This is a genomic window from Nocardia sp. NPDC057663 (assembly GCF_042799895.1).
In the GTDB taxonomy this organism is placed as follows: domain Bacteria; phylum Actinomycetota; class Actinomycetes; order Mycobacteriales; family Mycobacteriaceae; genus Nocardia.
In genome coordinates, this window is record NZ_JBHVHX010000034.1 from 1 (window position 1) to 16344 (window position 16344).

Sequence of the window (16344 nt, forward strand, 5' to 3'; positions counted from 1 at the left end):
GATAACCCCACAACAACAACAAGCAGCCGGTGCAGAAAACCAACCGCACCGGCTGCTTGTTGTACTCCAGATCAGGGCAATGGTTCGAGCTCGAGCGCCTGTTCGATTTCTTCCAGCGCGGCTCCGGTGTAGACGGCAAGCCGTTGCACGTGTGGCAGTGACTTGCTACAGGCGGTGAAGCTGATGACCGCTTTGCCGGCGTAGCTCGACATCGTCACATTCAACGCCTGTCCGTGAAAGAGAACCGATGGACCGTAGATCTCCTGCACCTGCGCGCCGTTGAAGTAGAGCTGATCGACGGGGCCGGGCACATTGGAGATCACCAGGTTCGCAGCCGGGCGGCCGAACCCGCCGAGATTCGCCATCAGCAGAGCCATTTGCGGACCGGACAACAGCATCGTGAACGGCATGACCGCAGCCGGTGGCAGCGCTCGATGGAAACTCTTGGCCGCTTTGGTGGATCGGTGCACCGCCTGGAGCCGCACGAGCGGATCGGCGATCTCGGTGCGCAGCCGCGCGAAGATGAAGGCCAGCGCATTCCCCATCGACGCCGTGTTCAACTCCCGGACGTTGACCGGGATCTGGCCGACGACCGGCCCGTCCGGAACCGCGTCCAATTCCCGCAGGTACCTCTGCAGCGCCCCTCCGAACGCGGTCAGAAAGACATCGTTGACGGTGACGTCCGCCGCCTTGGCTGCGCGTTTGAACCGTGCCAGGTCGTAGTGCTGAGTGGCAACCCGGCGCTGATTGCAGATCCGGTGGTTGAACGGCGTCCTCGCCGCCTGGAAAGGTCGGGTGAGATCACCAGTGCGATCGGTACGCACGGCAGCGGCCATATCCATCAGCGCGCGCGCTGCCACGACGCCGGATCCGACTGCACGACAGAACTTTCCGGCCGCACCGAACTTCCCCCACGCCGAAACCGTCGACGCGGCCGCTTCGGTCGCGATGGAGCGGAGCGGCGCGGGCGCAGGCACGTTGCCGCGCAGGCCCGCACTCCACGGCGGCAGCAATCCACGGGCATCCGCATCGTTGGTGAAGACCCGCCCGATGAGGCGTGCGGCACCGACACCGTCGAGTTGCCCGTGATGGAACTTGAGGTAGACCGCGAATCTGCCGTTCTCGAGTCCTTCGATCACATGGCATTCCCACAACGGTCGACGCCTGTCGAGCGGAATCGAATGCAGATGCGAAACGAGCACGCCGAGTTCGCGTTCACCGCCCGGTGCGGGAAGAGCGACATGCCGCAGGTGGTAGTCCAGGTCGATGTCTGTATCCGGCATGGTGTCCCAGTACGCGATCGGCCTGCAGCGCACCACTTGGTTGAACGGCGAAGCGAACGTCTTGCTCTCACGCCAGGCTGCGACGAGATCGCCCACGTACGTCGGGGGTGCCCCCACAGGCGGCGAGAGAATGATCAGCGGGCCGAAATGCGCAGGCGCATCAGCCCTTTCCACGAAGAACCACGCGGCATCAAAGATGTTCAGGATGGTTTTCGACATCTACCTGTTCTCAATCGGTTGGAACGGATGGATGGCGTTCGTCGTTGAATGCCCTTGCTGTGAAACCGTGAGCTCGGCCCGATTCCGGCAAAATCTAATATACTTTAGACATAACGCCTTCGGGCGTCGAACGAGCAGCGTGTGGTGCGGTACACAGCCGGGCCGCGCACCGCGGTCGCCGCCGCCCTTCCGGCACCGTGGCGCCACAGGTCGCGACCGCGTCGGGGGCGATCTGTGAGCGCTGCTGCCGGAAAAGACGAATAGGCCGCAGGCGCATCGTTTTTCGCGCCTACGGCCTATTCATTTGTGCCGCAACCGCAACCACGTACGGTCGGACCTGTCAGGTTGCGGCGTCTCGACTCCCCCAGCCGGCCGGATCACGGCGGTGGCGGACGAATCGAGCCGTGTGGTTATGCCGTCGAGACCGGGAACTGATCGCGGATCTTGTCGACGACGATCTTGGCGGTTTCCGCGCACGCGGTGGTGCCGCCGTTGCCGTACTCCTTGACCGCGTCACCCACGTTCCACAGATTGGCGATCGGGGTGGTGTGCGGAAGGTCGAAGCCGGCCACCGCACGCTGCGGCGGCCAGCCGTCACGGGTGACGTTGATCGACAGGATGCGCGCGTCGTCGAAGCCGGGCACCTGCTCACGCAGGTCCTGCAGCAGCAGCTCGGTCTCGGCCTTCTCGTCGAAATCGCCGACAGCCGGCTTGGGAACAGCCGTGCCCTGGTACAGGTACCAGCCATCCGGCGCCATTTCCGGGCAGGTCTCGGTGAAGTTGGCGACGTAGCAGAGCCGCTTGGTCTGGGCGAAGCTGGTCATACCGGGGGCCTTGACGAGCGGGCGCTGACTGGCGAAGTTCACCGAGATCATGGCGCAGGGCCGGTTGGCCTTATCCACCTGCGCGACGTACTCGGCGGGAAGATTGTCCCGTCCGACCAGGTCCAGGGTGGCGAACGGACCGATATCGCTGACGGTGACATTGCTCGTCACCTCGATGGTCTCACCACCGCGGGCGATCACCGCACCGGTGATACGGCCGTCGGTCATGTTCAGCGCGGTGACTTCGCTGTCGAGCCAGACCGCACCTCCGTTGGCCTCCACCACGTCGGCGAGCGACTTCCACACACCGATGGTCCCGTCCGGACAGTAGCCGAACTTCTTGAACGCGCTCTTGCGGGTGAAGTAGGTGAGGAAGACCCGCGCGGGCAGTTCTTCGGAACCGACGGCGAAGACCGAGCCGCACATGTTGCGGAAGATGCCGTGGACCGACTCGTTCTTGGTGTACTTGGCGACCCATTCGGCGGTGGACAGCTCGTCCTCGGGCATACCGCTGTCGTTGCGGGCCGCACCGAGGCCCTGCACGAGCTTCGCGCCCTGGCGGGTGAGCTTGGACAGCAGGAAGCCCCAGCCACCGCCGGTGACGTCCACGTCTTTGCCGCCGATACGGTAGAGGATGGGCGGTTCCGGCTTGCGAATATCGAACTTCGCGCCGACCTCGTCGAAGGTCTCCTCGGTGAGGCCACCGAGTTCGATGACGATGGCACCGTTGTTGACCTTGAAGCCGTCGATGTCATCGGTCGAGGCACGGCCGCCGACCTTGTCCAGTCGCTCGACGACCAGCGTCTTGTAGCCCAGGTGCGACAGCCGGGCGGCAGCGAGCAAGCCGCCGGCGCCGGCGCCGATTACCAGAGCGTCCCAATTGTTTTCGGTCATGATCAATCCTCGATTCAGCCGAGCGGGTTGGTGCCGGGCTCAGCGCCCGACATGTCGGTGATCTGGTTCCACTGCGCGGCGACTTCGTCGATGGTCGGCGGGGTCGCGAAGACAGCGCCCTTGTTCTGGAACTGCTGGACGCGATGGACCTGGCCGCCGCCGGCGACGATGACCGTCGCGGTGTCGGCACATTCGTCGCTCATCAGGTAGCCGACGACACCGGCCACGTGCGCGGGCGGCAGCTTGTCGAGCATCTCCTTGGGCGCGATGTCCTCGGTCATCCGGGTAGCTGCCAGTGGCGCGATGGCATTGGCCAGGATGTTGTTGCGGGCACCCTCGATAGCGAGGGTGTTGATCAGACCGACGAGGCCCAGCTTGGCGGCTCCGTAGTTGGCCTGACCGAAGTTGCCGAAGAGGCCGCTGGTCGACGCCGCGACGACGATGCGGCCGTGGTTCTGCTCGCGGAAGTAGGGCCAGGCCGCGCGGGTGACGTAGTAGCCGCCCCACAGATGGACCCGCTGCACCGATTCCCAGTTCTCGGTGGACATCTTCGCGAAGGAGCCGTCCCGCAGAATGCCCGCGTTGTGGATGACGCCGTGGACGGTGCCGTAGGTGTCGACGGCGGTCTTGATCAGCGCGGCCGCGCCCTCTTCGGTGGCGATGTTGTCGTAGTTGGCCACCGCGGTGCCGCCGGCGTCACGGATTTCCTGCACGACGGTGTCGGCCATCGAGGTGCCGGAGCCGGAGCCGTCTCGGGAGCCACCGAGGTCGTTCACCACGACCAGGGCACCCTCTCCGGCAAGCAGTAGCGCGTACTCGCGGCCGAGGCCGCCACCGGCTCCGGTCACGACGATCACACGATCGGTTACTCCGGGCATCAGTTTGTCTCCCTTGATCTTCCAGGTTGTGTTCAGTACGACGCGGGCAGTTTCAGACTGGTCTGCGCGACGAAATTGAGGACCATCTCCCGGCTCACCGGCGCTGTCTTGAGCAGCCGCGCGGAGAACCAGAGCTCGGCCAGGCCGTATTCCAGCGACAGTCCGTTACCGCCGTGGGTCTGTATGGCCTGGTCCAGAGCCTTCAAAGAAGCGTCCGCGGCAGCGAATTTGGCGATATTGGCGGCCTCCGCGGCCGGCTGCCCGGCGTCGAACAGCTCGGCCGCACGGTAGGCGGCGAGGCGGGCGAGCTCGACCGCGATGTGCGATTCGGCGAGCGGATGGGAGATGCCCTGGTGCGCGCCGATCGGCACCGACCAGACCTGACGGTTCTTGGCGTACTCCACAGCCTTGGCGATCGCGTAACGACCGATGCCGGTGCTGATGCCCGAGGCGAGGATGCGCTCCGGATTCAGGCCGGCGAACACCTGGCGCAGGCCGTTGCCCGCGTCACCGATCAACGATTCGGGACCGACGCGGACTTCGTCGAGAAACACTGTGAACTGATTGTCGGGCGAGACCACGGCGGTCGGGAGCGGCTGCAGCGTCAGTCCCGGTGTATCGGTAGGCACCACGAACATCGACAGCGGCGACCGCGACGACCCGACGAAGTCGGCATCCCGCGTGATCAGCAGGATCGCCTCGCATTCGTCGATCGCCGAGATGAAGTACTTGCCACCGGAGATGATCCAGTCTTCACCGTCGCGGCGAGCGGTGGTGCCGACGTTGTGGCTGTTGGAACCGGCATCGGGTTCGGTCAGGCCGAACGCCATCTTGCGACTGCCGTCCGCGAGTCCTGGCAGCCAGGTGGACTTCATCGCCTCCGAGCCATGCGCTGCCAGGATCGAACCACAGATCGCGGGTGAGACGACCGCGAGCAACAGGGGAAAACCCTGCGCGGCGAGCTCCTCGATCACGATCAGCATTTCGGACAGACCAGCGCCGCCTCCGCCGTACTCCTCCGGCAGGTGCACACCGAGCAGGCCTGCCTGCCCGAGGTCGTGCCACAACTCGTCGACCTTGCCTCCGGCGCGGGAGCGCTCGAGGAAGTACTGCTGGCCGTACTTGTTGGCCAGCTTGGCGACACTTTCGCGCAGCAGCGCCCGCTCGTCGGTATCGGTGATGAAGGCAGACAACGTAATTCTCACTTTCCGGTGAAGGTCGGATGCTGTTTGTTGAGGAAGCTCTCGATGGCTCCGCGAGCGTCGTCCGTACGAGCGACGTGGCGCAGCGCCACGGTCTCCTCCGACAGCGCATGGTCGAGGGTGGTGGTCCACGATCGGTGCAGGAGGCGGCGCATCTCGCCGTAGCCCCGGGTCGCGCCCGCGGCGAGTCGGCGCACCGTCTTCTCCGCTTCGGCCTCGACCAGCTCGGGCGCCACCACCCGATTGATCAGTCCCCATTCGGCGGCGGTGTCGGCATCGATGACCCGGTCTTCGAACAACATCTCGCTCGCCCGCCGGATACCGATGAATTTCGGCAGATACCAGGTGTTGCCGGAATCGGCGGAGATCCCGATACGCCCGAACCCGGTGGCGAACTTCGTCCCGGTCGCCGCGATCGTGATATCGGCCGCGTACAAGCAGGCCAGCGCGCCGCCCGCGCACGCGCCCTGGACCGCCGTGACGACCGGGACGTTGACCCTGGCGAGCAGCCGGATCCCCTCGTGCATGAGCAAGGCCATCCGCGTGAGCGTGTCCGGCAAATCCTGCGCGCCCTCGGAGAACGCGCCGATGTCACCACCGACGCTGAATACGGGGCCGTTGCCGGTGATCAGCACGGCCCGCAGCCCGTCGTCGTTGGCGATCCGGGTCGCCACTTCCAGGAACGCCGCGCCCATCGACTTGTCGAAGGCATTACGCGACGCCGGTCGATCCAGCGTCACGTAGGCGATGCTGTCGACAACCTTGTACCCGATCAACGATTTACCTCCATTTCGAGTTTAATGTAGATTAAAGTTTTACCTCGGTCAAGCATTCCGCCCTCCCCCGGAGCCTCGACAGGCCACCGAGGAGGCGGGTCGCACGGCCCACCGCTCCGGCTCCGGCTCCGGCACACACCCTCGCGTCCCGGCCGCGGGCGGCGCGGCGCGGCGCGAACCCTTCGCCGAAGTGTTAACCAGGGATTGACGCGATTCTAATCTAGATTATACTAATTTCCGCCCTGTCAACACACCGGTGCACCCACCATCGAAGGAAGCTCTATGACCGCTCGAGTCAGAAACATTTGCGCGCTGGGTGGACCCGCAGCGCTGATCATCACGCTGATCGGATGGACGATCGCGGGCATGCTGCCGGTGCCGCTGAGCCCCTCGGCGTCGGCCGACGAGGTGATGCGCTTCTACACCGAGGACCCGACCCGGGTGATGATCGGCTTCGTGTTGGCATCGGTGGGCGTCGTGCTCATGCTGCCGATGTTCGCGCTGATCTCGGTACACATGCTCCGCATGGAGGGGCGCACACCCGTACTGACCTTCGTTCAGATCATCGCTGCCGCGGTGACCGTGGTCGTCAACATGTTTCCGCAGATGCTCTACGCGCTCATGGCGTTTCGCGGCGACCGTGATCCCGAGACCCTCCGATTGATGAACGATGTCACCTGGATGATCCTGTTCACCCCGATCATGCCGTTCATCATTCAAAACCTGGCGATCGGCATCGCGGTGCTGAGCGACAAGCGCTCGGTGTTCCCGCGGTGGAGTGGCTACCTCAACCTCTGGGTTGCCTTCGCCTTCATTCCCGACGTGCTCGCGTACTTCTTCCTGTCCGGTCCGTTCGCCTGGAACGGAGTCTTCGTGTTCTGGCTGGCCCTCGCGGCGTACGGTGCGTTCCTCGTCGGTATGTACTTCGCAGTCCGCCAGGCCAATTCGACACTCGACGGAGCTCTGGACGCGCCGGAGAAGGCGACGGCATGACCGTGGCGGAACCCGCCGCCGAGGCCGAGTTTCCCGGGTTCGTCTGGTACACGGACGAACCGGACACCGCCGTCCCCGATTCGGAACCGTCCGGGGACGGCGGTGCGCCGGGGGAGCTCGGCCTCTGGGTTTTCATCCTCGGCGACATGACGCTGTTCGGCGCCTTCTTCATCGTCTTCGTCTGGGAGAACCGCAACGACCGGCCGACCTTCGCCGCGTCGGCCGAGCACCTCCATCAATCCATCGGCGCGGTCAACACCTTGGTCCTGCTGCTGAGCTCCTATCTCGTCGTCATCGCCTTGCACGCGCAGCGCCGGGGATCGGCGTCTCTCGCCCGCGCCATGTTGGCCGGCGTAGTCGCCTGCGCCCTCGTGTTCGCCGCGTTGAAGGCCGTCGAGTACAGCATGGCGATCACCTCGGGCCACGTGGTCACCACCAATATGTTCTGGACGTTCTATTTCGTGCTGACCGGGATCCACCTGGTTCACGTCCTGGTCGGCGCGGTGATGGTGACGTTCTGGCGCAGACAGTGCCGAGGTGATCACGATGCCTCGGGCGCTCGGCCGTTCTCGGAAGTCGCCGCGGTCTATTGGCACATGGTCGACCTGCTGTGGGTCGTCATCTTCACCCTGCTGTACCTGGGATGCCTCGCATGAACGGACACGTCTTTCCGCGCAGAGCAACATGGGTCTGGATCGGACTCGTTCTGGCCACCTGTACGACATGGTGGCTCGGCGGCAGCCACCCGTTCGCGTCCGGCAACGTCCGGTTCGCCTCCGCTGCCGCCATCGCGATCGCGTTCGCGAAGGCGTACTTCATCGGAATCGAATTCATGGAGCTCCGGTCCGCGCCGAAGACGCTGCGGCGGGCCTTCGAAGCCTGGACAGCCGTCGTCGGCTCGGTGACCGTGCTCTTGATCGTCTACTGAACCGACAGCCGCCACACCGTGACCGAGACGTCTTCGACTCGCCACAGTTTTTAGTATACATTCAATTAAACAAGCCACATCACAGGAGAGAACCATGCCAGAGGCGTACATCATCGATGCCGTTCGCACCGCGGTCGGCAAGCGCGGGGGCGGCTTCGCCGAGTCCCATCCGGCGGATATGGCGGCGCACACCATCAAGACCGTGGTCGGCCGCAACGAATTCGATCCGGCCGATATCGACGACGTGATCCTCGGTTGCCTCGACAACATCGGTGCGCAGGCAGGCGATATCGCTCGTACCGCGGCGCTCGCCGCCGGTCTCCCGGAGTCCGTGCCGGGCGTCACCATCGACCGCCAGTGTGGGTCCGCGCAGCAGGCGGTGCATTTCGCCGCCCAAGCGGTCATGAGCGGTACCAGCGACCTGATCGTCGCCGGTGGCGTGCAGAAGATGAGCCAGTTCCCCATCCTGTCCGCGTTCCAGGCCGGCGAGCCCTACGGCTCGACCGACCCCTGGACGGGCAGCGAGGGCTGGCAGGCCCGCTACGGCAACGAGGAGATCTCGCAGTTCCGCGGCGCGGAGATGATGGCCGAACGCTGGAACCTGAGCCGCGAGACGCTCGAGGCCTTCGCGTTCGAGAGCCACCGCCGTGCGCTGCACGCCATCTCGGAGGGCCACTTCACCCGCGAGATCACCGAGTTCGCCGGGGTGACCGTCGACCAGGGGCCTCGCGCGGATACGACCATCGAGAAGATGGCGTCGCTGAAGACCCTGGTGGAAGGCGGTCGCCTCACTGCCGCCGTCGCCAGCCAGATCTCCGATGGCGCCGCGTCCCTGCTGGTCGCCTCCGAGGCCGCGGTCGAGCGTTACGGCTTCACTCCGCGTGCGCGCATTCATCACATGTCGGTGCGCGGCGCGGACCCGGTGATGATGCTCAGCGCCCCCATCCCCGCCACTCAGCACGCGCTGAAGCGAGCGGGCCTTTCCATCGGCGACATCGACGTCGTCGAGATCAACGAGGCGTTCGCTCCGGTGGTTCTCGCCTGGATCGCCGAGATCGGTGCCGACCCGGCCATCGTCAACCCCAACGGCGGCGCGATCGCCCTGGGCCACCCGATCGGTGCGACCGGCGCGCGTCTCATGACCTCGATGCTGCACGAACTCGAGCGCACCGGTGGCCGTTACGGTCTCCAGACCATGTGTGAAGGCGGCGGTCAGGCGAACGTCACCATCATCGAAAGGCTCTGAGATGCGCCGGGCGCTCTATGAGGCCGACCACGAGGCGTATCGCGAAACTGTCCGGGCTTTCCTCGAGCGTGAGGTCGCCCCGAACAAGGACAAGTGGGACGAGGACCGCTGGATCGACCGCGAGGTCTACAAGAAGGCCGCCGCCGCCGGCGTGTACGGACTCGAGATCGGCGAAGAGTACGGCGGCTCGGGCGTGCACGACTACCGGTATCGGATGGTCGTCTGCGAAGAGGTGTCGCGCATCAACGCGCTGTCGTTCAACCTCACCGTGAGCTTGCAGGACGACCTCGTCCTGCACTACATCCTCGACCTCACCAACGACGAGCAGAAGCAGCGATGGCTGCCCGGCTTCGCCACGGGTGACATCATCGGGGCGCTCGCGATGACCGAACCCGGCACCGGAAGCGACCTGCGCGGAATCCGCACCAGCGCGGTGCGGGACGGGGACGACTGGATCATCAACGGGCAGAAGACCTTCATCTCCAGCGGCATCATGGCCGACCTGGTCGTGCTGGCCGTGCGGACCGATCCCGACGCGGGTTCGCGGGGCTTCAGCCTGTTCGCGGTAGAACGCGACACCCCGGGCTTCGAGCACGGGCGCAAGCTCGACAAGATCGGCCTGCACGGCCAGGACACCGCCGAGCTGTACTTCGTCAATGCTCGTGTCCCGCACGCGAATCTTCTCGGCGAAGAAGGCAAGGGCCTGCAGTACCTGATGAGCCACTTGCCGCGCGAACGTCTCGGCGTCGCCGCCAAGGCGATGGCCACGGCGCGGGTGATTCTCGATCAGACCATCGAGTACTGCAAGCAGCGCCGGGCCTTCAGCCAGCCGATCGCCGACTTCCAGCACGTTCGGTTCGAGCTGGCCGAGATGCAGACCGAACTCGATCTCGCGGAGGCCTATCTCGACAAATCGGTGCTCGCCTACAACGCGGGCGAGCTCGATCCGATCGACGCGGCCAAGGGCAAGTGGTACATCAGCGAGCTCCAGAAGCGCGTGATCGACCGCTGCCTGCAGCTGCACGGCGGCTATGGCTTCATGACCGAATATCCGGTCGGCAAGGCCTACACCGACACTCGGATCCAGACCATCTACGGTGGCACGACCGAGATCATGAAGGAACTCATCGGCCGGGAAATCGTCCGCTGATTCCAGGCACAGCGGCCCCCGAACCAGTGCGGTTCGGGGGCCGCGTGCGTGGTACCCGCCTGAGCAAGCTGGGCACTCACGGGACCCGACCCAACTCATTCGACGAAAAGCTACGCAGGGAGACAGCATTGACTACGCCCCATCCGACGGAAGCGACGTTCGCGGGTGCCTACTCGCACGCATGGACCGCCGACCCCGAAGAGCTCCTGACATTTTTCGCCGCTGACGGCACCTACACCGACATCGCTATGGGAACCACCTACGAAGGCCACACGGAGATCGGCAAATTCCATCGGTACATGCTCGAATTCTCCCCCGACTCGGAAATCGATTTCGGTGATACCTACGCCGCTGACGGACGCCTGTATTCCGAATGGGTATGGCGCGGGACCTTCGCCGGCCCCTTGCGTTTACGTTCGGGCAAGCTCGTCGACGCGTCCGGGACGCGATTCCACGTTCCCGGTGTCGCCGTCTGTACCTACGACTCGACCGGGCGCCTCACCAGCCACCGTGACTTCTGGGATCTGACAACTGTCTTGCACCAAGCTTCCGTGCCTATCGGCTGAGCAGGAGGAACTTTCGTTCGCGGAAGCGAGAGGACCTGGGCGGTTGAGGCCTCAACTCGCCCGGCAGTCAGCCGCGGCGGGCGCAGACCAGTCGATGATCGCCCGACTGACCAGGGCAGGATTGTCGAGCATAGGGACGTGCCCGACGCCGGGGTACGTGCGCCAGGTCGCGGTGGGGAGCAGCCGACGCCAGGGATCGGAATAGCGCGGAATGGTGAGGACTCGGTCGCTGGTACCCCATGCGAGCAGGATGGGGATGCCGAGATCGCCGAAGGGCTCGGATTGAGCCTCGAGGCGCTCAGGCATCTCATCGAACAGAGTGCAGGCGAGGACGTCCTCGATCCCGGCGGCGGCCTGTTCGGGCGTCATCCGATCCCCATGCTCACAGACGAGCCGCATCAGGATGCGGCGCAATGCCTGCACGCGCATGGCGGCGGGCAATACCTTCCCACCAAGCTGCGTTCCGCGGCGCATCGACCGGAACAACGCGGGAACGCGCACTTCATCCGATGTCCAGCCGCCCGCGGGCGACAACAGGACCACGCTGCGAGCGCGGCCCCGGCGAGCCAGCTCCATCGCGAGCCAGCCGCCGAGCGAATTTCCCGCGATGTGGGCGGTGGCGAACCCTGCCTCGTCCATGAGGATCTCGAGCGCATCAGCCGCACGTTCGATGGTGAACGGCTTGAGTCCTGGCTGCCCCGCGTGGCCCGGAAGGTTCGGTGCGAGCACGTCGTAGCAGCCGACGAGGTCGGGCAGCATCGATTCCCAGCAGCGCCAGGAACTGGTCGCGCCGTGCAGGAGAAGTAGTGGTTCTCCCGAGCCCCCGCGATAGTGCTCCAGGGGCGTGCGCTTGGCGGAATTCGTCATCGTTGACGTATCCCTCTCTCTGTGACGGACGGTCAGTCGGCTTCGTGTGAAGCCGGTGCAAGAAGCAGGGCCTGCGCGAGCTGTCCGATCGACTGTGCGGTCGGATCGGGTGGCCCTGAAGGTCGGATCATGTGACTGAACACCAATCGGACCAAACTTTCGACGACGAAGGGCACGTCGGCGTCAGCCCTGATCAGGCCGCTCCAGTGCTGCGTCGCAAAGGCGAGATAGAAGTCGGTGACAGCCGTGACGAACGGGCCCGACTGGGTGGTGGCCAACGTGAGCAATTCACTCGAGGCATCAGAGGATCCGGCCAGCATGACGCGGAGCAACGGGTCGTCAGCGACTGTCGTGAGCAGGTATCGGGCAACCGCCGTAGCCGCCGCGACCGGATCGTCTCGATGCATCGCCAATCGCTGACCGGCGCCTTCGAGATACCGGGCAGTCTGCCGCCACACCACCGCTTCCAGCACACCAGCCTTGGATTCGAACTCGTTGAAGACCGTTCGCCTGCTCAAACCGGCGCGCTCGGCGATGTCGCTCATGCGGATGCTCTTCCAATCGGCACCGGCGACCAGCTCCGCAGCAGCGACCAGGATGCGCTCACGCACCAACTCCCGTGTCGCAGCACGCACCGAGATCGTAGGACTGCTCGTCATCTCCGACATTCTTCCTTAGCCGCTGTGCCTGCAACCGACCAGACATTGTGGTTACACTCACATGCAAGAAGAGTGCATCATTGGCACCTCATAGTCAACAGAGTGCAAGGAATCTCGATGAGCGACACTTTCGCCGCCGCGGCAACGACGATGTGTGCGGCGTTTCAATCGACCGTCCGGCGAGACCCGGACAAGATCGCGGTCCGCACTCTCGGCGATGGCCCGTCCTTGACTTTTCGTCAATGGGACGAGCGAGTCCGCGCCCTTGCCGCCGGCTTCGCCGGTCTCGATGTCATCCGCGGCGACACGGTGGCACTGATGATGACCAACCGGCCGGAGTTCTATCCGATCGACGTGGCGTTGCAGCACCTCGGCGCGATCGCGTTCTCCGTCTACAACACATCCTCACCAGAGCAGATCCAGTACCTGCTGAACGACTCCGGCGCGCGCGTGGTGGTGTGCGAGTCCCAATTCGCCCCCATGCTGGTAGCGAGCAAACCCGACACTGTGACCGTCGTCTGCATCGACGACGTCTCGCCAGGCACCGTATCCATCGATTCTGTTGCAGCACAGGGAGATCCGGGCTTCGATTTCGAGTCCACCTGGCGAGCGGTACAACCCGGCGATGTCCTCACCCTCATCTACACCTCGGGTACCACCGGTGATCCCAAGGGCGTACAGCTGACACACGCGAACATGCTCGCCATGGTCGACGCGACCGAACAGCTGATGCGGATCACCCCGGCGGACCGATTGTTGTCCTTCCTGCCGTCGGCGCATGCCGCCGATCGCTGGACGGGGCTGTACACCTTGCAGGTCGTCGGCGACCAGGTCACCACCGTCGCCGACCGGACCGCCCTCCTGCCCGCTCTCGTCGACGTCCGACCGACAGTGTTCGGCGCGGTGCCCCAGGTCTGGCAGAAGCTCAAAGCCGGCATCGAGTCGAAACTCGCCGAAGCGACCGGCGCCAAAGGGGCTCTCGCGCAGTGGGCGCTGAAGGTCGGGCGCGAAGCATCCGACGCACGGCTCGACGGCCGCTCTCCGAGCCTGTCGACGTCGCTTCAGGAGCGCGCCGCAGACACACTCGTGCTGTCGAAACTCCGAGCCGCCATCGGTCTGAACGATCTCTCACTCGCGATCTCGGGCGCGGCACCCATCGCGCCGGAGGTTCTGCGGTTCTTCAACGGTCTCGGCATCCCCGTCTCCGACGCCTGGGGTATGTCGGAGGTATCAGGAATGGGAACCATCTCCCCGCCGGGAACGGTCCGGGTCGGGACCGTGGGCAAGGTTCTTCCCGGTAATACGATCAAGATTGCCGACGACGGCGAGGTACTCGTGCGCGGCCCGATCGTGATGAAGGGGTACCTGAACAAGCCCGACAAGACCGCCGAGGCGATCGACACCGACAGCTGGCTGCATACCGGCGACATCGGCCGGCTCGATGCCGACGGGTTTCTCGAGATCGTCGACCGCAAGAAGGAGTTGATCATCAACGCCGGCGGGAAGAACATGTCGCCGGCGAACATCGAGAACTGGATCAAGGCGTTCTCCCCCTTGATCGGTCAGGCCGTCGCGATCGGCGACAATCGCAAATACAACGTCGCACTCATCTCCCTGGATCCGGACAGCGCCGCCGCGTACGCAGCGAAGACCGGCCTTATCGCGGAACCCGCCGTGCTGGCGAAGGACCCCGCTGTACACGTGCTGATCGAACAGGCCGTCTCGCAAGCCAACGCGAAACTCTCCCGGGTCGAGCAGATCAAGAAGTTCACGATCGTCGAGGAGTTCTGGGAGCCCGGATCCGACATGCTCACCCCGACAATGAAACTGCGCCGCAAACCCATCAACGATCGCTACTCGACCACGATCGAACAGATGTACCGCTGACTCCGGCATCAGATCACCAGCACTGTCGGGTGCGGTCCGATGCGGCTCCCTCAGGCGAGTCGCATCGGACCGACGGAGATCATTCAAGTCCGCTCACCCGATGACCCGGCGCGCTCGCATTCCGTCGAACACCGGCCCGACCTTGACTACGTCGCCGGTTTGCGGCGCATGGATCATCTGCCCGCCGCCGATGTAGATTCCCACATGGCCAGGACCTGATCGCTGCCAGTTCCCGAAGACCAGATCCCCAGGCTGGGCATCGGTCAGGGAAACCTCGCGCCCCACCTGCCATTGAGTCTCCGAGGTGCGCGGAAGGACCACCTGGCCGCCCGTGGCCGCGAAAACAGCGAACGAGGTCAGACCCGAGCAGTCGAACCCACCCGCGGAAGGTCCATGCACGTTCCCTCCTCCCCACACATACGGAAGTCCGAGGTACTCGGTTGCCCGGCTGACCACGTCGAGCCCCGGCTCCGCGGACGCGGCACCGGTCAGCCGTGCCAGCAACGACGCGTAGTGAGGTTCCAGGCCACGCACCTTCGCCACGTACGGTTTGGTCTCGTTCTCGTAGTCGGCCAGACCGGAGGGAATTCCGCCCGACGAGAGAACGGCGCCGAGCCCAGCGTTGTATCCCGCTACCGCGAGATCGACTGGGTTTCCACGAACTCGCCCTTGCGCAATCCACACTTCGATCTGGCCGTACATATCGCAGAGGAAGTGACCGGACGCCATGACCGAATCCGCGACGCTGTTGATGTCACCCGGTCCGTCACCGACAGCGGACCGGCCATACTTTCGCCACGTCGCCTCCATGAACTGGCCCGGGCCCCGGGCCCCGGCGGGCGAGACCGGCGCACCCGGACCATACCGAAAGTTGTTCTCCGCAGCGTAGATCGCCGCAATGGTGGCCGGCTTGATGCCGTCACAGAGGTGGCCCGCCTTCTGCAGCCACGGAACGAAAACCGGAAACCCGCCAGGCAGTGAAGTATCCGCCGGCGAAGGAACCATGGGCCGGAGTGCGCCACCACCGACCGATCCGCTTCCAGCGACGGTCGACCGAGCCGGCGCGGCAGCGACTGGCCCACTCCCCCCGATAACAGGTTGAACGGAAACCTCGGGCGCCACACCAGGTTCGGGCCCCGGATCCACCAGAGCTTCCGGAAGAGCGGGTGGAACCCCTTGTCCCGATGGCACATTCGGCCCCGCCACCTCCGCCATCGCGGCCGCGGCGGCGGCAACGCCATCCTCCACGGCCTGACGGGCGGGCTGCGGAAGCTGCGCGGTGAACTGCTGTACACCGTCGGCGATCGCAGGTGCGGATTCGACGACCTCGGACACGTAGAGCTGTACCGGCTCAGGCGGATTCGCGTTCTCGAACATCCCCGCCGCCGAGGCGATGATCGCGATGACAGCCGAACCCGGATCAGTCATTTCGATCACCACCCGTCACCTGGGGTCGGGCAACCGACCGATCCGGCACGCTGGTCCGGCCCCACACCGTCCGCGCAAAACGTCGAATGTTCATTGAGATCTCCGGTGTCCAGGTCCAGTCGCTGGGCCTGCGGGCACGTTTCGAGAGAGCCTGCAGGCCGTCAGAATTGAATATATTATCAATTAGAACCTATGGATGCGGGTTCACGCGACCGCGACTGGCCGATATGGATGACGAACATGTGACCCGCGCCATATCGATAGTTACCGTAGCATAAGTGGACTTACGCGGACAAGATTGCTGGTCAGCTCCATGTCAGGAAAACTTCAAGGGCGGAGCAATCTGTCGAACCCGCCCGGTGCGCACCCACGGAGACAGTGCACACCAAGAGCCGAGTCAGCGACCAGCTGACTCGAATATTTTAAGTTACATCACATTTTGCAGCGAGGATGCTCTCGCGCCGACGGCCGATCTCCCCCTGCGGTGCGTCGTCGGTGCCGGATCGCCGAGCGTGATCCGGGGCCACGCTGCCCGAACATCCTG

General features: G+C 64.7%; 15 protein-coding genes. 7 read left to right on the forward strand and 8 right to left on the reverse strand.

The window, feature by feature from the left end:
• Window positions 1–71: 71 nt before the first annotated feature.
• The 5 genes from ACFVAV_RS34185 to ACFVAV_RS34205 all read right to left on the reverse strand — a co-directional run bounded on the left by ACFVAV_RS34185 (window position 72) and on the right by ACFVAV_RS34205 (window position 6076).
• Window positions 72–1502, reverse strand: coding sequence for a wax ester/triacylglycerol synthase family O-acyltransferase (locus ACFVAV_RS34185; protein ID WP_379039788.1), 1431 nt, complete (start codon window positions 1500–1502; stop codon window positions 72–74).
• Window positions 1503–1912: 410 nt separating this feature from the next.
• Window positions 1913–3220 (reverse strand): phytoene desaturase family protein, encoded by a 1308-nt coding sequence (locus ACFVAV_RS34190; protein WP_379039789.1) that lies wholly within the window; start codon window positions 3218–3220, stop codon window positions 1913–1915.
• Between the two features lie 14 nt (window positions 3221–3234).
• Entirely contained in the window at window positions 3235–4098 is an 864-nt protein-coding gene (locus ACFVAV_RS34195) for an SDR family NAD(P)-dependent oxidoreductase (protein WP_379039791.1), read from the reverse strand.
• 32 nt (window positions 4099–4130) lie between these two features.
• A complete protein-coding gene (locus ACFVAV_RS34200; RefSeq protein ID WP_379039792.1) occupies window positions 4131–5291 on the reverse strand; it encodes an acyl-CoA dehydrogenase family protein in 1161 nt (386 codons plus the stop codon).
• Between the two features lie 8 nt (window positions 5292–5299).
• Complete coding sequence (locus tag ACFVAV_RS34205) at window positions 5300–6076, reverse strand: enoyl-CoA hydratase/isomerase family protein (RefSeq protein WP_379039793.1); 777 nt, start codon at window positions 6074–6076, stop codon at window positions 5300–5302.
• 282 nt (window positions 6077–6358) lie between these two features.
• Between ACFVAV_RS34205 and ACFVAV_RS34210 the strand changes: the two genes are divergently transcribed.
• The 6 genes from ACFVAV_RS34210 (at window position 6359) to ACFVAV_RS34235 (ending at window position 10959) form a co-directional block, all read left to right on the forward strand.
• Entirely contained in the window at window positions 6359–7069 is a 711-nt protein-coding gene (locus ACFVAV_RS34210; RefSeq protein WP_379039794.1) for a hypothetical protein, read from the forward strand.
• Entirely contained in the window at window positions 7066–7725 is a 660-nt protein-coding gene (locus ACFVAV_RS34215; RefSeq protein WP_379039796.1) for a cytochrome c oxidase subunit 3, read from the forward strand. Before ACFVAV_RS34210 ends, ACFVAV_RS34215 begins: the two co-directional genes overlap by 4 nt.
• Entirely contained in the window at window positions 7722–7997 is a 276-nt protein-coding gene (locus tag ACFVAV_RS34220; protein WP_379039797.1) for a cytochrome C oxidase subunit IV family protein, read from the forward strand. The genes ACFVAV_RS34215 and ACFVAV_RS34220 overlap by 4 nt, the downstream gene beginning before the upstream one ends.
• Before the next feature lie 94 nt (window positions 7998–8091).
• Complete coding sequence (locus ACFVAV_RS34225) at window positions 8092–9243, forward strand: acetyl-CoA C-acetyltransferase (RefSeq protein ID WP_379039798.1); 1152 nt, start codon at window positions 8092–8094, stop codon at window positions 9241–9243.
• 1 nt (window position 9244) lies between these two features.
• On the forward strand, window positions 9245–10393 hold the full coding sequence (locus ACFVAV_RS34230; RefSeq protein ID WP_379039800.1) for an acyl-CoA dehydrogenase family protein: 1149 nt from the start codon (window positions 9245–9247) through the stop codon (window positions 10391–10393).
• A 128-nt stretch (window positions 10394–10521) separates the two neighbouring features.
• Entirely contained in the window at window positions 10522–10959 is a 438-nt protein-coding gene (locus ACFVAV_RS34235; protein ID WP_379039801.1) for a nuclear transport factor 2 family protein, read from the forward strand.
• Window positions 10960–11010: 51 nt separating this feature from the next.
• On the opposite strand, the gene ACFVAV_RS34240 is transcribed toward ACFVAV_RS34235, so the two are convergent.
• Window positions 11011–11826: an alpha/beta fold hydrolase gene (locus ACFVAV_RS34240; protein WP_379039802.1), complete on the reverse strand. Its 816-nt coding sequence runs from the start codon at window positions 11824–11826 to the stop codon at window positions 11011–11013.
• A gap of 32 nt (window positions 11827–11858) precedes the next feature.
• On the reverse strand, window positions 11859–12494 hold the full coding sequence (locus tag ACFVAV_RS34245) for a TetR family transcriptional regulator (protein WP_379039803.1): 636 nt from the start codon (window positions 12492–12494) through the stop codon (window positions 11859–11861).
• Window positions 12495–12635: 141 nt separating this feature from the next.
• On the opposite strand from ACFVAV_RS34245, the gene ACFVAV_RS34250 reads away from it, so the two are divergent.
• A complete protein-coding gene (locus ACFVAV_RS34250; RefSeq protein ID WP_379039826.1) occupies window positions 12636–14372 on the forward strand; it encodes an AMP-dependent synthetase/ligase in 1737 nt (578 codons plus the stop codon).
• 93 nt (window positions 14373–14465) lie between these two features.
• Here the strand turns inward: ACFVAV_RS34250 and ACFVAV_RS34255 are convergent, their stop codons facing one another.
• Window positions 14466–15800 (reverse strand): NlpC/P60 family protein, encoded by a 1335-nt coding sequence (locus ACFVAV_RS34255; protein ID WP_379039827.1) that lies wholly within the window; start codon window positions 15798–15800, stop codon window positions 14466–14468.
• Between the last annotated feature and the right edge of the window lie 544 nt (window positions 15801–16344).

Coding starts and splice junctions, on each gene's coding strand:
- ACFVAV_RS34185 (WP_379039788.1), bottom strand. CDS start 1,502: ATGTCGAAAACCATCCTGAACATCTTTGATGCCGCGTGGTTCTTCGTG.
- ACFVAV_RS34190 (WP_379039789.1), bottom strand. CDS start 3,220: ATGACCGAAAACAATTGGGACGCTCTGGTAATCGGCGCCGGCGCCGGC.
- ACFVAV_RS34195 (WP_379039791.1), bottom strand. CDS start 4,098: ATGCCCGGAGTAACCGATCGTGTGATCGTCGTGACCGGAGCCGGTGGC.
- ACFVAV_RS34210 (WP_379039794.1), top strand. CDS start 6,359: ATGACCGCTCGAGTCAGAAACATTTGCGCGCTGGGTGGACCCGCAGCG.
- ACFVAV_RS34215 (WP_379039796.1), top strand. CDS start 7,066: ATGACCGTGGCGGAACCCGCCGCCGAGGCCGAGTTTCCCGGGTTCGTC.
- ACFVAV_RS34220 (WP_379039797.1), top strand. CDS start 7,722: ATGAACGGACACGTCTTTCCGCGCAGAGCAACATGGGTCTGGATCGGA.
- ACFVAV_RS34225 (WP_379039798.1), top strand. CDS start 8,092: ATGCCAGAGGCGTACATCATCGATGCCGTTCGCACCGCGGTCGGCAAG.
- ACFVAV_RS34230 (WP_379039800.1), top strand. CDS start 9,245: ATGCGCCGGGCGCTCTATGAGGCCGACCACGAGGCGTATCGCGAAACT.
- ACFVAV_RS34240 (WP_379039802.1), bottom strand. CDS start 11,826: ATGACGAATTCCGCCAAGCGCACGCCCCTGGAGCACTATCGCGGGGGC.
- ACFVAV_RS34245 (WP_379039803.1), bottom strand. CDS start 12,494: ATGTCGGAGATGACGAGCAGTCCTACGATCTCGGTGCGTGCTGCGACA.
- ACFVAV_RS34250 (WP_379039826.1), top strand. CDS start 12,636: ATGTGTGCGGCGTTTCAATCGACCGTCCGGCGAGACCCGGACAAGATC.
- ACFVAV_RS34255 (WP_379039827.1), bottom strand. CDS start 15,800: ATGACTGATCCGGGTTCGGCTGTCATCGCGATCATCGCCTCGGCGGCG.